The organism is Candidatus Binataceae bacterium (genome assembly GCA_036495685.1).
Lineage (GTDB): Bacteria > Desulfobacterota > Binatia > Binatales > Binataceae > JAFAHS01.
In genome coordinates this window covers 1-15,551 of record DASXMJ010000009.1, presented here as the reverse complement: position 1 = coordinate 15,551, position 15,551 = coordinate 1, and the positions used below count along the sequence as shown (strand labels likewise).

Sequence of the window (15,551 nt, the reverse complement as noted above, 5' to 3'; positions counted from 1 at the left end):
CAAACTAAAGCAAAATAGCAATGACCCTAAAGGTTTTCCAGCGTTTACAGACGCTTGCCGCGTGGAGGCGACATCGGGGTCTGGGCGAGCGATGACCGCCAGATCGGTGTGCAGACCGTTGCCCCATGCCAGCGCTCGCCATTCCTCGAACTTTACTAGCAATCTCCCTGTCCCGTGTTGCGCCGGCACATCGCGCCCCCCTACCTCCATAGCGCCCTCTCTGCAGCTGCCAGGACGCCGGGATTGGGGAAGGCCGACCAAGGAATTGGCGATTGCGCCGCCTTTCGGTTAGAAATTTCGTTCGCTGGGGAGCACCTATGGCTGAAAATTTCGCTACGCTGGCGCAAGCATTCGAGAGTCGGGCGCAGAAGTACGGTGTCCGCACTTTCCTCAAGGACAAGTCCCACAAGACCTGGCAGGACCACTCCTGGGCAGCGATAGCGGACGCGGCCGCCCGTTTGCGCGCCGGGCTCCAGAAGATTGGTATCCGGCCGGGGGACCGCGTTGGAATCCTGTCCGACAACTCTCCCCAATGGGTTATCGTCGACCAGGCGGTGCTGGGCCTCGGCGGTATCGTGGTGCCGCTGTACACCACCAGCGGCGCAGAGGAGACCCGCCACGTCATTTCCGATTCGGGGGCGAAGGTGGTGGCGGCCAATGGCGCCGAACACGTGAAGAAGCTTTGCGCACTGGCCCCTTCCTTGCCGGAGCTGAGAACCATTCTCGCCATGCATAGCGGTGCGGCGCTGGAAGCCGCGCACGACGGTGGGCCCGCGGTGACCACGATGGCAGCGAGCAGCGAATCCAGCCCGGCAGGAATCGTGGAAGGGTCCCGCGAAGACATCGCGACGCTCATCTACACCTCCGGCACCACCGGGCCGCCCAAGGGCGTCGTCCTCACGCACGGCAACCTGCTCGCAAATTGCGCAGACTCGCAGAAGGCGCTGACGCTCGGCGAAACCGACATGACGCTGTCGTTCCTGCCAGTGGCACATTCGTTCGAGCGCACCGCCGGCTACTACACGGTGATGATTGCAGGCGGGACCATCGCGTATGCGGAAGGTCTCGCGTCGATCGCATCGAACCTGCTCGAAATTCAGCCGACCATCGTGCTCACGGTCCCGCGCCTGCTTGAAGTTATCTACGGCCGTGTGATGGCAACGGTTAAGTCGGGGTCTCCACTGCGTCAAAGGCTATTTCGGGCGGCGATGGCGACCGGAACGAGTGCGGCCCAGTATCGGCATCGCCGCGAACCGCTGCCCCCGCATCTGGCGATTGCGATGGCGCTGTTTCGCCCGCTGGTTTTTCAGAAGATCCGCGGACTGTTCGGGTCGAGGCTGAGGGTCCTGATCTCGGGTGGCGCGCCGCTGCCTAAGGATATCTTTCGGTTTCTTGCGGCGGCTGAGGTTCCGTTAGTCGAGGGTTACGGGCTGACCGAAGCGTCGCCGGTGGTCTCTGTCAATCCGATAGACGGAAGGATCAAAATCGGCACGGTGGGACCGCCGCTTGAGCATGTCGAGGCACGCACCGCGGCCGACGGGGAGCTCCTGCTACACGGGCCTAGTATCATGAAGGGCTACTTCAATCGTGATGCGGAAACGCGTGAAGCGCTCGATAGCGAAGGGTGGCTGCACACCGGCGACGTCGCTTCGATCGACGCGGACGGCTACATCACGATCACGGATCGCAAGAAGGAAATCATCGTGCTCTCGGGCGGCAAGAATATCTCGCCGGCCAACCTGGAGACGCGACTGGCGTCAGATCCACATATCGCGCAAGCGTGCGTCATCGGCGATCGCCGCAAACATCTTGCGGCCCTGCTGGTTCCGAGTCTCGAGAACCTGCGTGAGTACCTGGCGCAGAATGGGCTCCAGGAGAGGCCGGCGCATGAAGTTGTGCAGTCGCCGGCGCTTCGCCAGCTGTTTCAGGCGAAGTTGCGCGAATTCAATAAACAGTTATCGGATGTGGAGGCGATCGGCTCGTTTACGCTGGTGGCAAATCCGTTCTCGCAGGAAAACGGCGAGCTCACGCCGACGCTAAAACTGCGGCGCAAGGTCGTGCAGGAGCACTATCGGGACGCGATCGAGGCGATGTATGGCGCGTAGGGCGCACGCGCAACCCGTCAGGTGCCGGCCGCACACCGTAATCACGGGACAGAGGAGCCGCCGCCCAAGGCTCTCTCCACAAGTAAGAGCTCAGTCTCGGGAACCGCCGTTTTCCTGAGCTAGCAGGACGTGGATGGTCACCAGTCGCTTGACCAGGTAGGAGCGCTTGCCCTTGGGGGTTACCACTTCGATGTCGTCTTCTTCGGCTTTGCCGATCAGAGCGTGGCCGAGGGGCGACGACAGTGAGATGCGGTTTTGAGCGCCATCGACTTCCTCGGGCACGACAATCTCGTACTCAACCACCGCGCCTTCGTCGAGGTCTTCGAGCTGTACACGGCTGCCGAGGCCAACCGTGTCGCGCGGAATAGACTCCAGGTTGATGGTGGTTAGCTCAGCGATACGTGCTTCCATGTTGGAAACGCGGGCGCGCAGAAATTCCTGGCGTTGCTTGGCCATCGCCCATTCCGCGTTCTCGGACAGATCGCCGTGCGCCCGCGCGCGCTCGAGTTCCTTCGGCAAGTCGACCGTGAGCTCGCGCTTGAGGGTCTCAAGTTCCTTCTTGAGCCGTTTGATCACCGGTAGTTCAGCCATGCGACAAAGACTTCCTGAAAAAAGACGTTACCTTTTGATTTTACTTATGATCGGGGGTTCCGGCATCAGATCTTTGCTTGACTCGCTGCGGGCACTCCTCGGTTGCTCGGCAACCGAGACGGAGAGCTCCTGCCTGCGAGCCTGCGAGCCAACTCATTCGCGGCGTCGTCATAAGGCCGGCCTCTGACCATGACTTCCGCCTGCGAGGGTCCCGAATTGAAGAGGCTTCACGTAAATCAGCCGTCCGGACCGGCGTTTGTTGGCCACCCTGCTAGTCGGCAACTATCGAGGTAAGACTGCGGTTTACGCCGCCGACGCTTTGGATTTTTTGCACTACCAGTTCACCCAGCGCGGTCACGTCGGCGGCTTCGGCGATCGCGATTATGTCGTGCGGACCCGTGACCGCGTGCGCGACCGAGACTCCCGGGACCTGCCTGATTCGCCCGGCGACTTCACGAGCTTTACCGGGTGACGTGTCGATGAGGATGAAAGCTTTGACTGCCATACTCACACCTCCCGCGGCGCACACGCGCCATTGCGGCTAGCCCTAGGGCGCGATGGGGTTGCCCTGCGCATCGTATTTGTAGAAGCCACGGCCTGACTTTCGGCCGAGATATCCCGCATCGACGTATTTCTTGAGCAGCGGACACGGGCGGTATTTGTCGTCGCCGAGCACGCGATGCATTACCTCCATGATCGCGAGGCAGGTGTCGAGTCCGATCAGATCGGCCAGTTCCAGCGGGCCCATCGGCTGGTTGGTGCCCAGCTTCATCGCCGTGTCGATGTCGGTTACCCCGCCGACGCCCTCATAGAGGGTGTAAATCGCTTCGTTGATCATCGGGAGCAGCACGCGGTTGACGATGAAGCCCGGGAAGTCCTCAGCGGTCATGGTGGTCTTGCCTACGCGCTCAGCCAGCGCGCGGGTCGCCTGGTAGGTCTCGTCGGAGGTGGCGAGACCACGGATTATCTCGACCAGCCGCATGGCGGGAACCGGGTTCATGAAATGCATCCCGATAACGCGATCGGCACGTCTGGTGCGCGCACCCATCCGGGTGATGGAAATGGACGATGTGTTGGAGGCGAAAATCACCTCGGGCGGGCATAGCTGGTCGAGCTTTTGGAACAATCCGATCTTGGCGTCTTCATTCTCGACCACGGCTTCGATCACGAAGTCGGCGCAGGCGAGGTCTTCGAGGTTGGTGGTGGTATCGATGCGGGCGATCACGCGGTCGCGCTCTTCGGGTTTGAAGCGGCCGCGTTGCACCATGCGGTCGAGGTTACGTCCAATACCATCAAGCCCGTGACTGCACACCTCCTGCGAGACATCATTCATCACGACGCGCACGCCGGCCTGCGCCGTAACTTGCGCGATGCCGGAGCCCATCTGCCCCGCGCCCACTACTCCAACCGTACTTACGGCCATTCGTCCTCTCCAATCCGCCCCTAAATGTAAGGGATGTAGTTCTTGAGTGAGCTCAGCAAGGCGGCAACGTCAGCCTCGTCCGCCAGTTCGCGGCACAGGATTTCATAATAGCCCTTGATGCGACCGCGCTCCTGATGTTCCGGCGGGTCGGCGAGGAGGGACTGGAAGTCCCTAAGAATTGCCTGTGTTTCAAGTTTCTTCTTGACCGGGATCGCTTCGTCGTCGACGGCGATGAGCAGCCGGATATGATCGATCATCCGGTTCATTACCGCGAAATCACTGCGGTCTTTTTCCATGCTCTGCTGCCGTGGATCCCCGCTGAGCGTTAGTGGGACCAGCGCGGAGGCGCTTCGCCCTTGACCCAGGTTCCAGCCCCACCGGTTTTTATCGCTTCGCGGATGCGCTTTACGTCCTCGGGCGATTGTCGCCCCGGCATGCCGAGGCCGCGCATCAAGGCATTGGCCATATTCGAGGTGAGGCGGTCACGAAGAGTTGGCGCGCCGCTGAGCTGGGCGTCAAGGACCACATCAACCTGTTCGCGGGTGAGCCCCTCCGCCATGAACAGGTCGACCAGACCCGCCATGCCGACCTCGCCTCCGGCGCGCTCCACCACCGCGACTACTCTGCCACAGGGATCGCAGACCCTGCGCATCAAACCAGCACGCTTTCGGCAATAAACGCAGCGCATCGGCATCTCATCGAACCATTCGGCGCCGAGTGACAGCCCCAAAAAAACGGATGAAGCGAACGCTCGCTTCAGGGCGGCCTCGCTTCAAAACAGAAATTACACTCGCCTGCTGGAAGCCGCAAGGCGCTGCTGCGAAGAACGCGGCCCGCGCGCGCCTAACGATTGATTGACAGCGGAGCGGCTCCTTACTATTCTCGGAATTGAGAATCATTATCAATATGTTCGCCCACCCTTCGGTGCCGTACTTCTTCTACTCGTTCGGCATTCTCCTGCGCGAAGGACTGGAGGCGATGCTGGTCATCATCGCGCTTGCGGCGGGTGCCCGCAACGCGGGCGGTCGGGACCGTTCACGCGACGTTTATGCGGGAGCGTTGCTGGCAGTGGCTGCCAGCGTGTTGCTCGCGTGGGCGGTGAATCATGTAATCGGCGATGACGCGAGCGATAGACTTGAGGGGGTATTCCAATTTCTCGCCGCCGCGACCCTCTTTTACGTGAGCTCCTGGCTTACCGCGAAGGGCCAGTCGGATCGCTGGAACCGGTTTATCTCCGACAAAGTCCAGGTCGCCGAACGGAGCGCGTTGCCGGCACTCGCGCTTGGAGCGACCGCGTTTCTCGCAGTGATCCGCGAGGGCGCGGAGACCATAGTTTTCTTCCAAGGCCTAACGGCCGGGGCGACACAAGGGCTGGAACGTCACGCGATTTTCGCGGGGATCATTGCCGCGACATTGGCGCTCGGGTTGGGGTTCTGGATCCTGACCCGCGCGGCCTATCGAGTTCCGCTTAAGCCACTCTTCTCAGTCACCTCGATTCTGCTTTATGCACTAGCGGTCGTGTTCGTTGGCCAAGGCGTCGGGAGCTGGCAGGAAGCGAATCTTCTCCCCGCAACATTTGTCGAGCATGTGCCGCAGATTCCCGCCGTCGGGCTTTTCCCCACCCTCGAGTCGCTGGGCGCCCAGCTCGCACTGATACTGCTGGCGTTGACCGCGCTTATCGCGCCGTGGATGGGGTCGCGCCGGATAAAGGTTGCGAGCCAGGCGCCGCAGGCGCCGCGGCCGCATCTGACCTGAGCCCTCTCGGAGTCGAAGCCTCGCCGATCTCATGGCTGTGGAGGAATTCCTCCACGCTGGTGGTAAGCCGTTCCGCCTCGACCAGCGCACGAAATCCCATCTTGGTGCATTGCTCGATGCGCGGGTCGTGAGGAACGGAATTGTGCCGGACTTCGCGCAGGTTCTGGCGCAGTCGATTGGTGCGATCGAGCATTACCGCCAGCCGGCCCTCGATCATCGCGGTGGAGCTTCCCGGCGCCGCGCCGAGATTAAGGGCGAAGGCCTGATCGCGTTCGGCTTCAGCCAGGCGGCTTAAGTCATGACGGATGAGCCCACACGCTCCTTCCGCGGTGTAAAGATTGGGGGGCGGCTCCTTTTCCGGAGTCTCGGCGCAGACAGAGGCGGCTCCCAGCATTGCGACCGCAGCCGCCGCGGCTAAAAGCCGGAGCAATTGAAAGAGCAGAGCCGGCGTCTGAGCCGGCTCCGTTTCATCAAACCAAGAGTCGGACGGGTCCGATGCTAAGCGGCATCTTCTGCCGAGCTGGAATAGCCGAGCGAGTTGAGGAATTCCTCTTTCTGGCCGGATGGCATGATGTAAATTCCGTCCCATCCGCAAACCTCTTCGCAAAGCAGACATCCTACGCAGGTCTTCTCGTTGACGTGCACCCGTCCCAGATACACCGCGCTATTCTCGGGCGAAGGCGAGATGCATTCGAAGGGGCACACATCAATGCAGACTCCGCATCCATTGCAATTGTCGGGATGAACCACCGCGACGGGACGCTCGGCGCGCTTGAGCACGTGGGTGAGCACGCCCTTGTTGTTGAGAATTGCCTCGTCGGGACAAATTACTCCACACGCCCCGCAATCTATGCAGAGACTGGGTTCGATGAAATAAACCTTCTTGGAAATTCCGGAAATGGCGCCGGTCGGGCAGCGCTTTTCGCAGGCGCTGCATCCGGTGCAATTCTCGGCGATGATTTCGTAGGGCATTTCCAGATACCTTTGGACTGGCCGCGGGACAGGCCCGCGAGAATCAACTATTTGCGCATCTCGTCGATAATTTTATCACGCTCGCCGTGTTCTATCAGCTGATCGTTGCGGCGGGCCTGCTTCAGCGCGACGTAGGTGAAGAACAACACCAAGAGCATCATCCCCATGATCGGGATGTTGTCGGCTTGCACGAGAATTAGCAGGAATTGCTGAAGACCGGAGATGTGTCCTTCCATCGCGTCCCCTAAAGACCGCCGACCCGGCGCGCGGCGCGCATCACGCACGCACAGCGACCTATCGGCCTACCTGATTTTCAAGTATCAGTGACATTAGCCCAAGTCAACGTAAAGGCTCCTATGTGCAGGATTTTGTAGGGGAAATGCGCTCCGTCCGCGGTTCCTAACGAGCTCAAGGTGACTTGCGGTGTCGCTGCTCGGCCAACCCCCAACCCGCAACAAGCGGATTTTTGCCCAACGGCCGCGTGGGTGCCGAGGCCGGTCGCTCTAAGTCGTATAGGTTGCTCTCGGGTCCGCGCGAATGACGTCGGCCTTGGGTCATCCTTTGACCGCCCAGTTGCCAGACGAAATCCTGTTCGATTCTTATGCGGCAGGTATAATGCTGCCGCGATGGCGAATCAGGCCGAAACCGTTTCGTTGGCGTCCAGCTCGCCGGCGCGGCTCTTCCGGAGCCTATGGGGCGCGCTCGCTACTGCTGCCTGTGCGTTGGTGACCGCGTTATGTGCGGTCCCGGCTGTAATTCTCGCAAGGTTCGGACAACTGCGCGCGCTCACAACCCTGACGACCGTCTGGGCACGTTCCCTCATAAACATCTGTGGCATTCGGGTTGAGATCGAGGGGCTGGAAAGGGTTCGAGACTTAGGCCCCTACGTTCTGGTCTGCAACCATCAGAGCTTCTTCGACATCTTTGCCATCGCCGCCTACATGCCGGGACGGATCAGGTTCGTTGGCAAGAAAGAGCTGATGAAGATCCCGTTGGTCGGCTACGCGCTCAAGCATGGCGGTCATGTGATCATCGATCGCCAGGGCGGCGGAAAAGAAATTCGTCGGGCCGTCGAGATCGTCCGCAAGGGCTTCAGTCTTTGCGTGTTCGCGGAAGGCCATCGGTACAGCGACAACCGGGTCCATGAGTTTGAGGACGGCGCAGCTTGGCTTGCCGCCCTGACCAAACTACCGGCAGTGCCGATGGCGGTAAGCGGCTCAGGCGCGTTCTTTCCGCGGCTGGCGAAGGTGGTGGTCCCTGGCGGCAAGATGCGGATGACGATCGGCGCGCCGATTCCCACCGCGAACCTCAAAAGCAGCGACCGTGGAGAATTGACCCGCAGGCTGGAAGAGGCGGTCCGCGCGCTGTTCGTCGAAGGAGTATGACCGCGATGAATGCGCGAGTTCCGCATATCGGAACTTATCGCCGTGAGCTCCCGGTCAGTCTTGAACGGCTCTACGAAAACGCGATCGATTGGGAACATCTGCCCTACCTGCATCGCTCGAACTTCTCTCGCATCGAACGAATCGAATCGGGCGATTGGGGCTTTCGCGCGCGGGTGTGGACTCATCCATATGAAGAGCAGCGCGGGTTGGTAATCGAACTGAAGCTTGATCGCGATTGCCGGCGCTGGATCACAAGCACCCTGGAAGGCTCCGGTACCGGCACCGAAATTTGGACGCACGCGTTTTCGCTTGCCGAGCGAACCACCCTGGTGGTGGTCGATTTCTTTGTGCCGGGTGCGCGAGAATCCGCCGTCGGTCGGTTGCGGGACTACTACCACAGGCTGTACGCGCGGCTCTATGACGAAGACGTTGCGATGATGACGGTGCGTCAGACCGAGCTCGATCGCATCCGTGCGGGCCACCCTTCGGGAAAAGCGACGCGGCAGGTTATCGGCCAGATCGCGGATTTGCACGCGCGGCTCCCTTTGGAAACCGATTTCGCTGGGACACGGTTCAAAGTCGTGGAGCTCGATGCGAAGCTGGTCGCTTTTTCCGCGCTGTGTGCGCATATGATGGGCCCGCTTGGAGACGGGCGTATCGAGGGCGGAGTCGTGGAGTGCCCGTGGCACGGTTATCGATTCGATATCCGTAGCGGAGAATGCGTCAGCGGCGCGGCTTGCCGGCTCACGCAGGCGCCAGCGGTGAAGATCGATTCTGACGGCAAAGTAGTTCTCGAGACGAGCTAACCCTGCGCCGGTCCGGCCACCGAATAATCCTTCCAGAAGGTTCTCTCGCTCCGCGCAATTAAGACACAGGAAGGGATAGGGGAGATACTTCGGGGCCCGGAGATCTATAAGACAACCGATAAATTGGCCTTGGGTTCTTATCTGCCTAGCCGAGACCGACGATATTGCGGTAGACCTCCAGCAGGCCCTGAAGGCGTCTCGTGAGACGCTCTCGCCGGTGACAGAAACCGGCGAGTGGCGGGACCAAGCGGAGGGTCATCGCCTCATGGGCGCATTGGCACGACGGCGGAAGGCTGGTGCCTCCAGAATTCAAACCAAGTCCCAAGCTCAACAATGTTTCAGGCAGGCTATCGAAGTGACACGTGGTAGATCTCGGTGAGCGCGGCGCGAGCTTCATCATACCGTCCAGTATCACGGCGCTGTCGCGCGAGTGAGGTCGTGGCACGCAGCTCGTACGACTTCGGACTCTGATTGCGGGTTTACCGAGGGCTTTGAGACCTCCGATATGAACGATGCAAGGGTCTTGCTCCACGAATTGAGCAATCCGCCGTCGCATCGACCATAAATTCCCGGCTAGGATTTGCCAGGAACTGGCAAATCCATTGTTAAAAGTGTGCCGCCGCCACGGCGCCGAGTGCCAACGTGTATTTTACTGGAAGAGGAACGGAGTCGGATGCGAACCAATGGGATGAGATGGTGGGTGGGCTTGGTGGTCATCGCGATATTCACGGTGGGCGTCTCCACGGTGCATGCCGAGGATACGCCTTTGGCAACCGCCGTCCTGCTGCCGAGTGTTATCTCAAGCATCGCCCAGCAGCTGGTACCCCTAACCGTCGATCTACCGGGTAGGTCGGCAACCTCGTCGGTGCAAGTCAAGATCGCGACCCTGGTCTATTGCGGGACTGACGGTCATGGAGGTGGTTACGCCGTCGGAATCGCGATTCCGGCAGAAAGCATCTTTTCGCCGAAACCGTTGTCTGCCACCGATTGTCACGACGCTTTGTCGGCGGTGGCGAAACGGGCGATCGAGAGTCCCGGGGCTCCCAACTGGATTGACGCGGTCAGGGCAGAGCTTGTATGGGCGCCGTGGCAACTCAAACTCGCGCTCTCCGACGCTGCGCCAGCAACCAGGCAGGCGGCAACGAGCGCGCCCTCCTTCGCCGGCATACGGACCCTCGCCAGCTACCCCACGTCCAATCTCGCCGTCCTGCCGCCGCCTGGAGAAGATCGCCGGTTTGATGTGGCGTTTGGTTTTCCCGGCACCGCCATCGTCGCCGCGCTGTTCGCGAGCGGAAGAGCCGGCGATCCTCTCGCGGCGTTAGCGCGAGAGGAATCATTGGCAACCCAGACTGCCGGGGTTCCGAAGCAAGCGAATATGGTGGTTGGGGCACAATATTCCTTCATCAATGATTTGCTGAAGCTTTATGCGCCCGAATATGAAGTGCCGATCCCGATTGAGGGCATGACCCAGAAAATGGTCGCCAGGGATGTCCAGGTCGCCGGAGCCGATAATTCGATGACTGCAACCGGACGACTGGTGATGGGCAATCTAGGTTACCACTGCGCGGTGCATACCGCGGGCGCAGATTTGGTGATCACACGAATTGAGCTCAATCCCATCGCACAGGACTGCACCTCCGCCGATCTGATGGAACGATTGCAGTGCCAGGGAGAGCAACTTGCGACCAGCGGCTCAAGTCAGTCTGTGGCCAACGCGCTGACGAACTACTATCAGGGCACGCCCTTCCACTACTCGACGGGGGAGCACCCGCTTCGGTTCGATCTGCTCGATCGACAATTTACCGCGACCTTCGAAGCGCTTAGATCGAGTTCGAAAGGCACGACCATTAGCGAGGCCGCACGCGCCTCCATTCAGTCGGTGGCGCAGTCCGCAGAGGGGATGCGTTGACCGCGACGCAGGCCTTTTCTCGCCAGACGGCGGGAAGCAGCTCCGCGTGGCGATTCGGATTCCTGCGGCGAGTCTCTCCGCCAGCGTGCGCTCGCGCAGGAAAGCCGCCGAATGAAGCGAAAGAGGGAGCCGACCAGACGGGAGACTCACGCTTTGCGGTCGAAAATGAACAGCGGAACCTGGTTGGCGTGTCGGGGGTCGATGGTGAGGATCCGGCGGCCCTGCTCTTTTTGGATGGTGCCGGGATCGATTCCGGATTTGCGAAGCGCCGCCGCAACCGACTCCACGTCGGCGGCTTCGAGCCACAGGGCGAACATCCCCTCGCCAGAGTTAGCGATAATTTCAGCTGCCGGGTTGCCGGACACCAAGAGGATCTCGGAATCACCAATTCGGACTGAGGCGCCGTTGCCGTCGACGGACCGGATCACCTTGAAATCAAAGTTTCTTTCGTAGATCGAGACGGCGTCAGTCAGGTCTGCCGTCACAACCTCGAGGTGATCAAGCCGTTTGATCATCGCCCCGATTCTGCTCCATCACAAATCCACAAATTGCGCAGATCGCGCGGACCTGGCGCACCGAGACTCGCCGCGAGTGGTGCGCGGCGAGTCTCTCCGAACAACCTACTAGGCTGCCGACGTCGACATCCGTCACGCCTTGGGTTTCAATGTGAAGTTCGCGGTTGCAGCTGCGCCCGCCTTGACATCGACTTTCTGGTCTTGGGTTCCGAGCTTTTCCTGCCACACTTCGATCGTGTAGCTACCCGGCGGCACGTCTTTAATCTCGAAGTTACCATTGTCATCGGTCACCGCGTAGTAAGGCGTATCAGTCACGTACCACCATCCCTGCATCCATCCGTGCGCATCGCAGTTGACCTTGATGATTTCTGGCTTCTCAACCGTTTGCTTGATCACCTTTTTGAACTTGGGCTGCGCCATGTTGAAGGGCGGGTTCACCTTTGAGTAGGTGTGGATGTTATGCAGGATGCCGTCGCTGTTGATGATGTTGACGGTCGAACCGGCCGGGAACGCGAGGACGTGCGGCACGTAGTCACAGCCCTTCTGATCGAACTTCACGTCGCCAGGCTTCACCGTGCCCTTGGCATCCTTGAGCACCACCACGGCGTTTGCGATTCCCCCACCGCTTCCTACGATCAGTGCCTCTTCGAAGTGGGGTTTGAGCCCGCAAACTTCCTTGTCCTTGGTAACTTCGACCTTCTTGGGCGCCGGCGCCGTCCCGTCAAACTTGACGGTGCCGCTGATAGTGCCTGTGTTGTCGGCCGCGGCCTGATAGCCCGCGACGCAAATGCCTATCGCGATGGCGGCACAGCCCGCCGCCAAAACCGCAAACTTCTTCATACCTTTACCTCCAGAAGTCTCCTCAGGTTCCAGTGTGTGTGAACGATACTTCCTTTATTTGCTGGTCACCTTGACCGGCGTGCCCGAAGGCAATGCCTGACCCGGGTGCGTCCCAAACCAGAATATGTAGTCACGAATCGCCTTAATCTGCTCGGCTTCGTTGCCCCCCAAAATGTCGTCGGGGCCGCCCGGATAAAACGACGGCATCTTGGTACCCGGCTGAACCGCTTGTGGATTCTTGAGCCACAGCAAAATCCATTCGGGATTGAGCCGACTGTGGGCCAACCCGAGGTCGGGGGCCCATCCGGTGGGCGGGCCTTCGGGCTTCTTATCGCCCTGCTGATGGCAACTGAAGCAGTTGAAATAGTCCTTGGACATCAGCTTGGCACCCGCCTCCAGGGTCGGAGTGGCGATCAGGTTGGTATTCAGGAATTCGTACGGCACCTGCACGCCTGACAACGAGGTGAAGTAATTCACCAGGGTGTCGCCCTCGTGATTGTCGAAATGGAAGGTGGGCATCCGAATCTTCAGCCACGGTCGAATCGGGGTCGGGCCCTGCAAGAAGGTGAACAGCCAATCGGGTTGGACCTTCAAGCCTTCGCCATTCAGGATCGGCGGCGCCAAATTAATCTGGTCCTCGGGATAGAAGCGGCGGATGTAACCGCCACGATTTTCCACAATGTGGCATCCAACGCAGTTGTAGTAATTGACCATCCGCCGACCGGCAACGATCGCATCCTGCTCCGCGCTCCCGGGCATCCGGTATTTTTCCAGTACGGTACCCTCGGTGAGGCTTGCCAGGAACACGCGGAGGTTCTTGATGTCGGCGTCCTGGAATTCGAAGTTGGGCATCAACTGCTCGACATCCTTGGTCGCGTAGATGCGTGGATCCTGGAGTTTGTGAAACGTCCAGTCGTTCCAGGTCTCCGGAACGTCGGTCCGATCACCGAAGAACAACTCGTCGAGATGCTTGGAGCCGAAGGTGGTCAGCTCGACGCCGATTCGCGACTCCTTGTCCATGCCTTCGACTTCGTGACATCCGAAACAGCCGAATTTGCGGACCAGGGATTCGCCGGCGCTAATATTTGTCGGATCTTTGAGCGCGGTCTCGACGCCGGGATCTTCCTTCTTCTGCCCATGCGTCATCAGAAACGCGGTCAGGGCCTCGGTTTCGTGATCGGAAAGCCGCAGCGACGGCATGGCGGTGTGGGGTGAGAAATCGCGCGGATTCTTCAGCCAGGCATAGACCCATCCGGCACCGGTCTTCTCGGCGATGTGGCTCAGGTTCGGAGCGAAATCTTTGGCGGTGCGAGTGGCGGCCGGGATGAAGTGCGCATCGTCGCCGACCGGCGCGCCGATCTGATCTGCATCGATCGCGTGGCAGCCCTTGCATCCGACCGATTCAAACAGGCCCTTGCCTTCTTCGATCAGGCCGGGGTTCTTGATGTCCTGTTCCAGCGACGCCGGCTCCGGGTGCGCTTTCAGCCAATCCACCGACTGCTTGTCCGAACTTGCCAGGACATATGCGGCGAGCTTGGTCGCTTCGTCGCGGGAGAACATGAAGTTGGGCATCCGCGTATGCGGCCGGAACACGTGCGGATTGGTAATCCAGCGCACGGTCCATGATGGATCGAGCTTGGCGCTGGCGAGCTTCAGATAGGGGCCAATCTTGGGCGTGTCTTCGTAGCCCTTCAGCAGGTGGCATCCGGCACAATCCATCTGCTGGAACAGTCGCTCGCCGTTGACCCAGTTCACCGCGATCTGTTCGCCGTCCTTGTTGCGCAGCGAACCGACATCGACGTGACACTTGATGCAGCGGGATTGCATCTCTTCGCCGCGCAGGAGCGGGTGCTCCCAGTGCTCGATGTCTCCGTGCGCCATCGCAACCGAATTGACCGCGGGAGGTTGCCCTTCATGGCAAGGAGTGCAGCCGAGCTTATCGGTAGGATGTTTGCCGATGATCTGATCGAAGTTGGAATGGGTGCGGAACGGTTGCGGCGCATCTTCGAAGCCGCGCTTGTCGATACCCATGTGGCAGGACTGACAGCGGTCGACGCGCGCTACGGCTTCGTCGAAGGCGTTGCGATCGAAATCTTCGATTGAGGTCTGCTGGATCTTGGGGATCTTGGGATAACGGAAGAGCACGTGGTTGCCGAATTTTATCGGGATCAGATAGGTGTCGGCCTTATCGATAGCGTCGTCGCGCTTCTTGGTCATTTCGACCAGCTTCTGGGTCAGGTCGAACTCTTTTGAGTTGATGGAATCGATCTGATCCTTGAGGCCCTGGACCTGGGCTGTGTAGGCATCGGAGATTTTTTGCTCGACCGCGAGTTCCGCGTTGAGCTGGTTTATCTCCGCCATGTAGTGCGAGGGGTCCTGCTTCTCCTGGATTGCGTGGTTGTAATCGTACCATCGCTCGGTGAGGAACGACTTGGTGAAGCGCGCCGCCTGTTCCTTGTCGTCGGCAACTTCCCTGGTGGTCTTAAGCTGGGCGCGCAGGTCGTCGAGTTTCTTGGCGGTGGCGCCGGAGGCAAGTTCGGCCTTCGCCTGGGCAAGTCCTTTGGTGTCCTTCTGGTATTGGGGATCCGCGTCGAGCACTTTCTGCTCCGCGGCCGCGTCCTTCATGTACTTGTTGTAGGCGAGCCGGTCGAACTCGACCTGGTATTCTTTCCACGGGCGGCGCGAAATGTTGTCGTCCCAGATGGACCACACCGCCGCTCCCAGCAACAGTGCGACCATCAGCACGAACATCGCGCTGTAGGATTTTGCTTCTTCGCTGGGATCAAGCCCCGGTCTGCCCGCCATCTGTTCTCACCCTGCTCTCAATAACCGTCTGTCAATGCGCGCACCCCCGCCCCTGGCCGGAGTCAGGAGCGCTCGCCGGATAAATTCTCGACAATGTAGCCGACCAGGAACACTAGGATTCCGATGCCGGTCAGCTTGAACTCGTTGCCCATCCCGTGCGGCTGAGTGACACCGATGTAAAGCGCGAATCCTACGTCGGCGCATCCCAACGCCTCCAGCACTTTGCCCAGGACGTACACACTTGCGCTGCGCCACGCGTCAGATGTTAATCCAGGGAGTTACCAAGATGTACTTGATGTTCAGCGCGTGCCGCATGACCATCTTGATGAAGACGCCAGCCATCGCGAGCAGCAGAAATCCGGATATGCCAAACCGCACGGGGCCCCACTTCTCCAACAAATCGGGACCTCCGCCCGGGAACGCGGACCATGGATCATTAGCGGGG

General features: G+C 60.1%; 18 protein-coding genes. 5 read left to right on the top strand and 13 right to left on the bottom strand.

Features of this window, described 5'->3' with window-relative positions:
- Nucleotides 1–317 precede the first annotated feature (317 nt).
- Nucleotides 318–2,105: a long-chain fatty acid--CoA ligase gene (locus VGI36_00990; GenBank protein HEY2483688.1), complete on the top strand. Its 1,788-nt coding sequence runs from the start codon at nucleotides 318–320 to the stop codon at nucleotides 2,103–2,105.
- Between the two features lie 90 nt (nucleotides 2,106–2,195).
- Here VGI36_00990 and VGI36_00985 read toward each other — a convergent pair whose 3' ends face one another.
- The 5 genes from VGI36_00985 to VGI36_00965 all read right to left on the bottom strand — a co-directional run bounded on the left by VGI36_00985 (nucleotide 2,196) and on the right by VGI36_00965 (nucleotide 4,807).
- Nucleotides 2,196–2,696 (bottom strand): GreA/GreB family elongation factor, encoded by a 501-nt coding sequence (locus tag VGI36_00985; protein HEY2483687.1) that lies wholly within the window; start codon nucleotides 2,694–2,696, stop codon nucleotides 2,196–2,198.
- Nucleotides 2,697–2,967: 271 nt separating this feature from the next.
- Nucleotides 2,968–3,201, bottom strand: coding sequence for an Lrp/AsnC ligand binding domain-containing protein (locus VGI36_00980; protein HEY2483686.1), 234 nt, complete (start codon nucleotides 3,199–3,201; stop codon nucleotides 2,968–2,970).
- A gap of 42 nt (nucleotides 3,202–3,243) precedes the next feature.
- On the bottom strand, nucleotides 3,244–4,119 hold the full coding sequence (locus VGI36_00975; GenBank protein HEY2483685.1) for a 3-hydroxybutyryl-CoA dehydrogenase: 876 nt from the start codon (nucleotides 4,117–4,119) through the stop codon (nucleotides 3,244–3,246).
- Between the two features lie 20 nt (nucleotides 4,120–4,139).
- Complete coding sequence (locus VGI36_00970; GenBank protein ID HEY2483684.1) at nucleotides 4,140–4,415, bottom strand: hypothetical protein; 276 nt, start codon at nucleotides 4,413–4,415, stop codon at nucleotides 4,140–4,142.
- A 29-nt stretch (nucleotides 4,416–4,444) separates the two neighbouring features.
- Nucleotides 4,445–4,807, bottom strand: coding sequence for a hypothetical protein (locus VGI36_00965; protein HEY2483683.1), 363 nt, complete (start codon nucleotides 4,805–4,807; stop codon nucleotides 4,445–4,447).
- 218 nt (nucleotides 4,808–5,025) lie between these two features.
- On the opposite strand from VGI36_00965, the gene VGI36_00960 reads away from it, so the two are divergent.
- A complete protein-coding gene (locus VGI36_00960) occupies nucleotides 5,026–5,874 on the top strand; it encodes an FTR1 family protein (protein ID HEY2483682.1) in 849 nt (282 codons plus the stop codon).
- On the opposite strand, the gene VGI36_00955 is transcribed toward VGI36_00960, so the two are convergent.
- The 3 genes from VGI36_00955 to VGI36_00945 all read right to left on the bottom strand — a co-directional run bounded on the left by VGI36_00955 (nucleotide 5,795) and on the right by VGI36_00945 (nucleotide 7,082).
- The gene (locus VGI36_00955) at nucleotides 5,795–6,304 is read right to left on the bottom strand and encodes a hypothetical protein (GenBank protein ID HEY2483681.1); all 510 of its coding nucleotides are present in this window, start codon (nucleotides 6,302–6,304) and stop codon (nucleotides 5,795–5,797) included. The genes VGI36_00960 and VGI36_00955 overlap by 80 nt on opposite strands.
- 68 nt (nucleotides 6,305–6,372) lie before the next feature.
- Complete coding sequence (locus tag VGI36_00950; GenBank protein HEY2483680.1) at nucleotides 6,373–6,846, bottom strand: 4Fe-4S binding protein; 474 nt, start codon at nucleotides 6,844–6,846, stop codon at nucleotides 6,373–6,375.
- A gap of 47 nt (nucleotides 6,847–6,893) precedes the next feature.
- Entirely contained in the window at nucleotides 6,894–7,082 is a 189-nt protein-coding gene (locus tag VGI36_00945; GenBank protein HEY2483679.1) for a hypothetical protein, read from the bottom strand.
- Nucleotides 7,083–7,472: 390 nt separating this feature from the next.
- On the opposite strand from VGI36_00945, the gene VGI36_00940 reads away from it, so the two are divergent.
- The 3 genes from VGI36_00940 (at nucleotide 7,473) to VGI36_00930 (ending at nucleotide 10,946) form a co-directional block, all read left to right on the top strand.
- Nucleotides 7,473–8,231 (top strand): lysophospholipid acyltransferase family protein, encoded by a 759-nt coding sequence (locus VGI36_00940; GenBank protein ID HEY2483678.1) that lies wholly within the window; start codon nucleotides 7,473–7,475, stop codon nucleotides 8,229–8,231.
- Between the two features lie 5 nt (nucleotides 8,232–8,236).
- Nucleotides 8,237–9,037 (top strand): Rieske 2Fe-2S domain-containing protein, encoded by an 801-nt coding sequence (locus VGI36_00935; GenBank protein ID HEY2483677.1) that lies wholly within the window; start codon nucleotides 8,237–8,239, stop codon nucleotides 9,035–9,037.
- 673 nt (nucleotides 9,038–9,710) lie between these two features.
- Complete coding sequence (locus VGI36_00930) at nucleotides 9,711–10,946, top strand: hypothetical protein (protein HEY2483676.1); 1,236 nt, start codon at nucleotides 9,711–9,713, stop codon at nucleotides 10,944–10,946.
- A 146-nt stretch (nucleotides 10,947–11,092) separates the two neighbouring features.
- Here the strand turns inward: VGI36_00930 and VGI36_00925 are convergent, their stop codons facing one another.
- The 5 genes from VGI36_00925 to VGI36_00905 all read right to left on the bottom strand — a co-directional run.
- Entirely contained in the window at nucleotides 11,093–11,461 is a 369-nt protein-coding gene (locus VGI36_00925; protein HEY2483675.1) for a VOC family protein, read from the bottom strand.
- 132 nt (nucleotides 11,462–11,593) lie between these two features.
- On the bottom strand, nucleotides 11,594–12,301 hold the full coding sequence (locus VGI36_00920) for a carboxypeptidase regulatory-like domain-containing protein (GenBank protein ID HEY2483674.1): 708 nt from the start codon (nucleotides 12,299–12,301) through the stop codon (nucleotides 11,594–11,596).
- Nucleotides 12,302–12,355: 54 nt separating this feature from the next.
- Nucleotides 12,356–15,106: a c-type cytochrome gene (locus VGI36_00915; GenBank protein HEY2483673.1), complete on the bottom strand. Its 2,751-nt coding sequence runs from the start codon at nucleotides 15,104–15,106 to the stop codon at nucleotides 12,356–12,358.
- A 62-nt stretch (nucleotides 15,107–15,168) separates the two neighbouring features.
- Nucleotides 15,169–15,345, bottom strand: a complete 177-nt coding sequence (locus VGI36_00910; GenBank protein HEY2483672.1) for a hypothetical protein — start codon at nucleotides 15,343–15,345, stop codon at nucleotides 15,169–15,171.
- A 19-nt stretch (nucleotides 15,346–15,364) separates the two neighbouring features.
- The coding region (locus VGI36_00905; protein ID HEY2483671.1) for a hypothetical protein at nucleotides 15,365–15,551 on the bottom strand (187 nt) is incomplete at its 5' end.

Bases quoted from the DNA above. Each gene is read 5' to 3' on its own strand.
- VGI36_00990 (HEY2483688.1), top strand. From the start codon at position 318: ATGGCTGAAAATTTCGCTACGCTGGCGCAAGCATTCGAGAGTCGGGCG.
- VGI36_00985 (HEY2483687.1), bottom strand. From the start codon at position 2,696: ATGGCTGAACTACCGGTGATCAAACGGCTCAAGAAGGAACTTGAGACC.
- VGI36_00980 (HEY2483686.1), bottom strand. From the start codon at position 3,201: ATGGCAGTCAAAGCTTTCATCCTCATCGACACGTCACCCGGTAAAGCT.
- VGI36_00975 (HEY2483685.1), bottom strand. From the start codon at position 4,119: ATGGCCGTAAGTACGGTTGGAGTAGTGGGCGCGGGGCAGATGGGCTCC.
- VGI36_00970 (HEY2483684.1), bottom strand. From the start codon at position 4,415: ATGGAAAAAGACCGCAGTGATTTCGCGGTAATGAACCGGATGATCGAT.
- VGI36_00965 (HEY2483683.1), bottom strand. From the start codon at position 4,807: ATGCGCTGCGTTTATTGCCGAAAGCGTGCTGGTTTGATGCGCAGGGTC.
- VGI36_00960 (HEY2483682.1), top strand. From the start codon at position 5,026: ATGTTCGCCCACCCTTCGGTGCCGTACTTCTTCTACTCGTTCGGCATT.
- VGI36_00950 (HEY2483680.1), bottom strand. From the start codon at position 6,846: ATGCCCTACGAAATCATCGCCGAGAATTGCACCGGATGCAGCGCCTGC.
- VGI36_00945 (HEY2483679.1), bottom strand. From the start codon at position 7,082: ATGGAAGGACACATCTCCGGTCTTCAGCAATTCCTGCTAATTCTCGTG.
- VGI36_00940 (HEY2483678.1), top strand. From the start codon at position 7,473: ATGGCGAATCAGGCCGAAACCGTTTCGTTGGCGTCCAGCTCGCCGGCG.
- VGI36_00935 (HEY2483677.1), top strand. From the start codon at position 8,237: ATGAATGCGCGAGTTCCGCATATCGGAACTTATCGCCGTGAGCTCCCG.
- VGI36_00930 (HEY2483676.1), top strand. From the start codon at position 9,711: ATGCGAACCAATGGGATGAGATGGTGGGTGGGCTTGGTGGTCATCGCG.
- VGI36_00925 (HEY2483675.1), bottom strand. From the start codon at position 11,461: ATGATCAAACGGCTTGATCACCTCGAGGTTGTGACGGCAGACCTGACT.
- VGI36_00920 (HEY2483674.1), bottom strand. From the start codon at position 12,301: ATGAAGAAGTTTGCGGTTTTGGCGGCGGGCTGTGCCGCCATCGCGATA.
- VGI36_00915 (HEY2483673.1), bottom strand. From the start codon at position 15,106: ATGGCGGGCAGACCGGGGCTTGATCCCAGCGAAGAAGCAAAATCCTAC.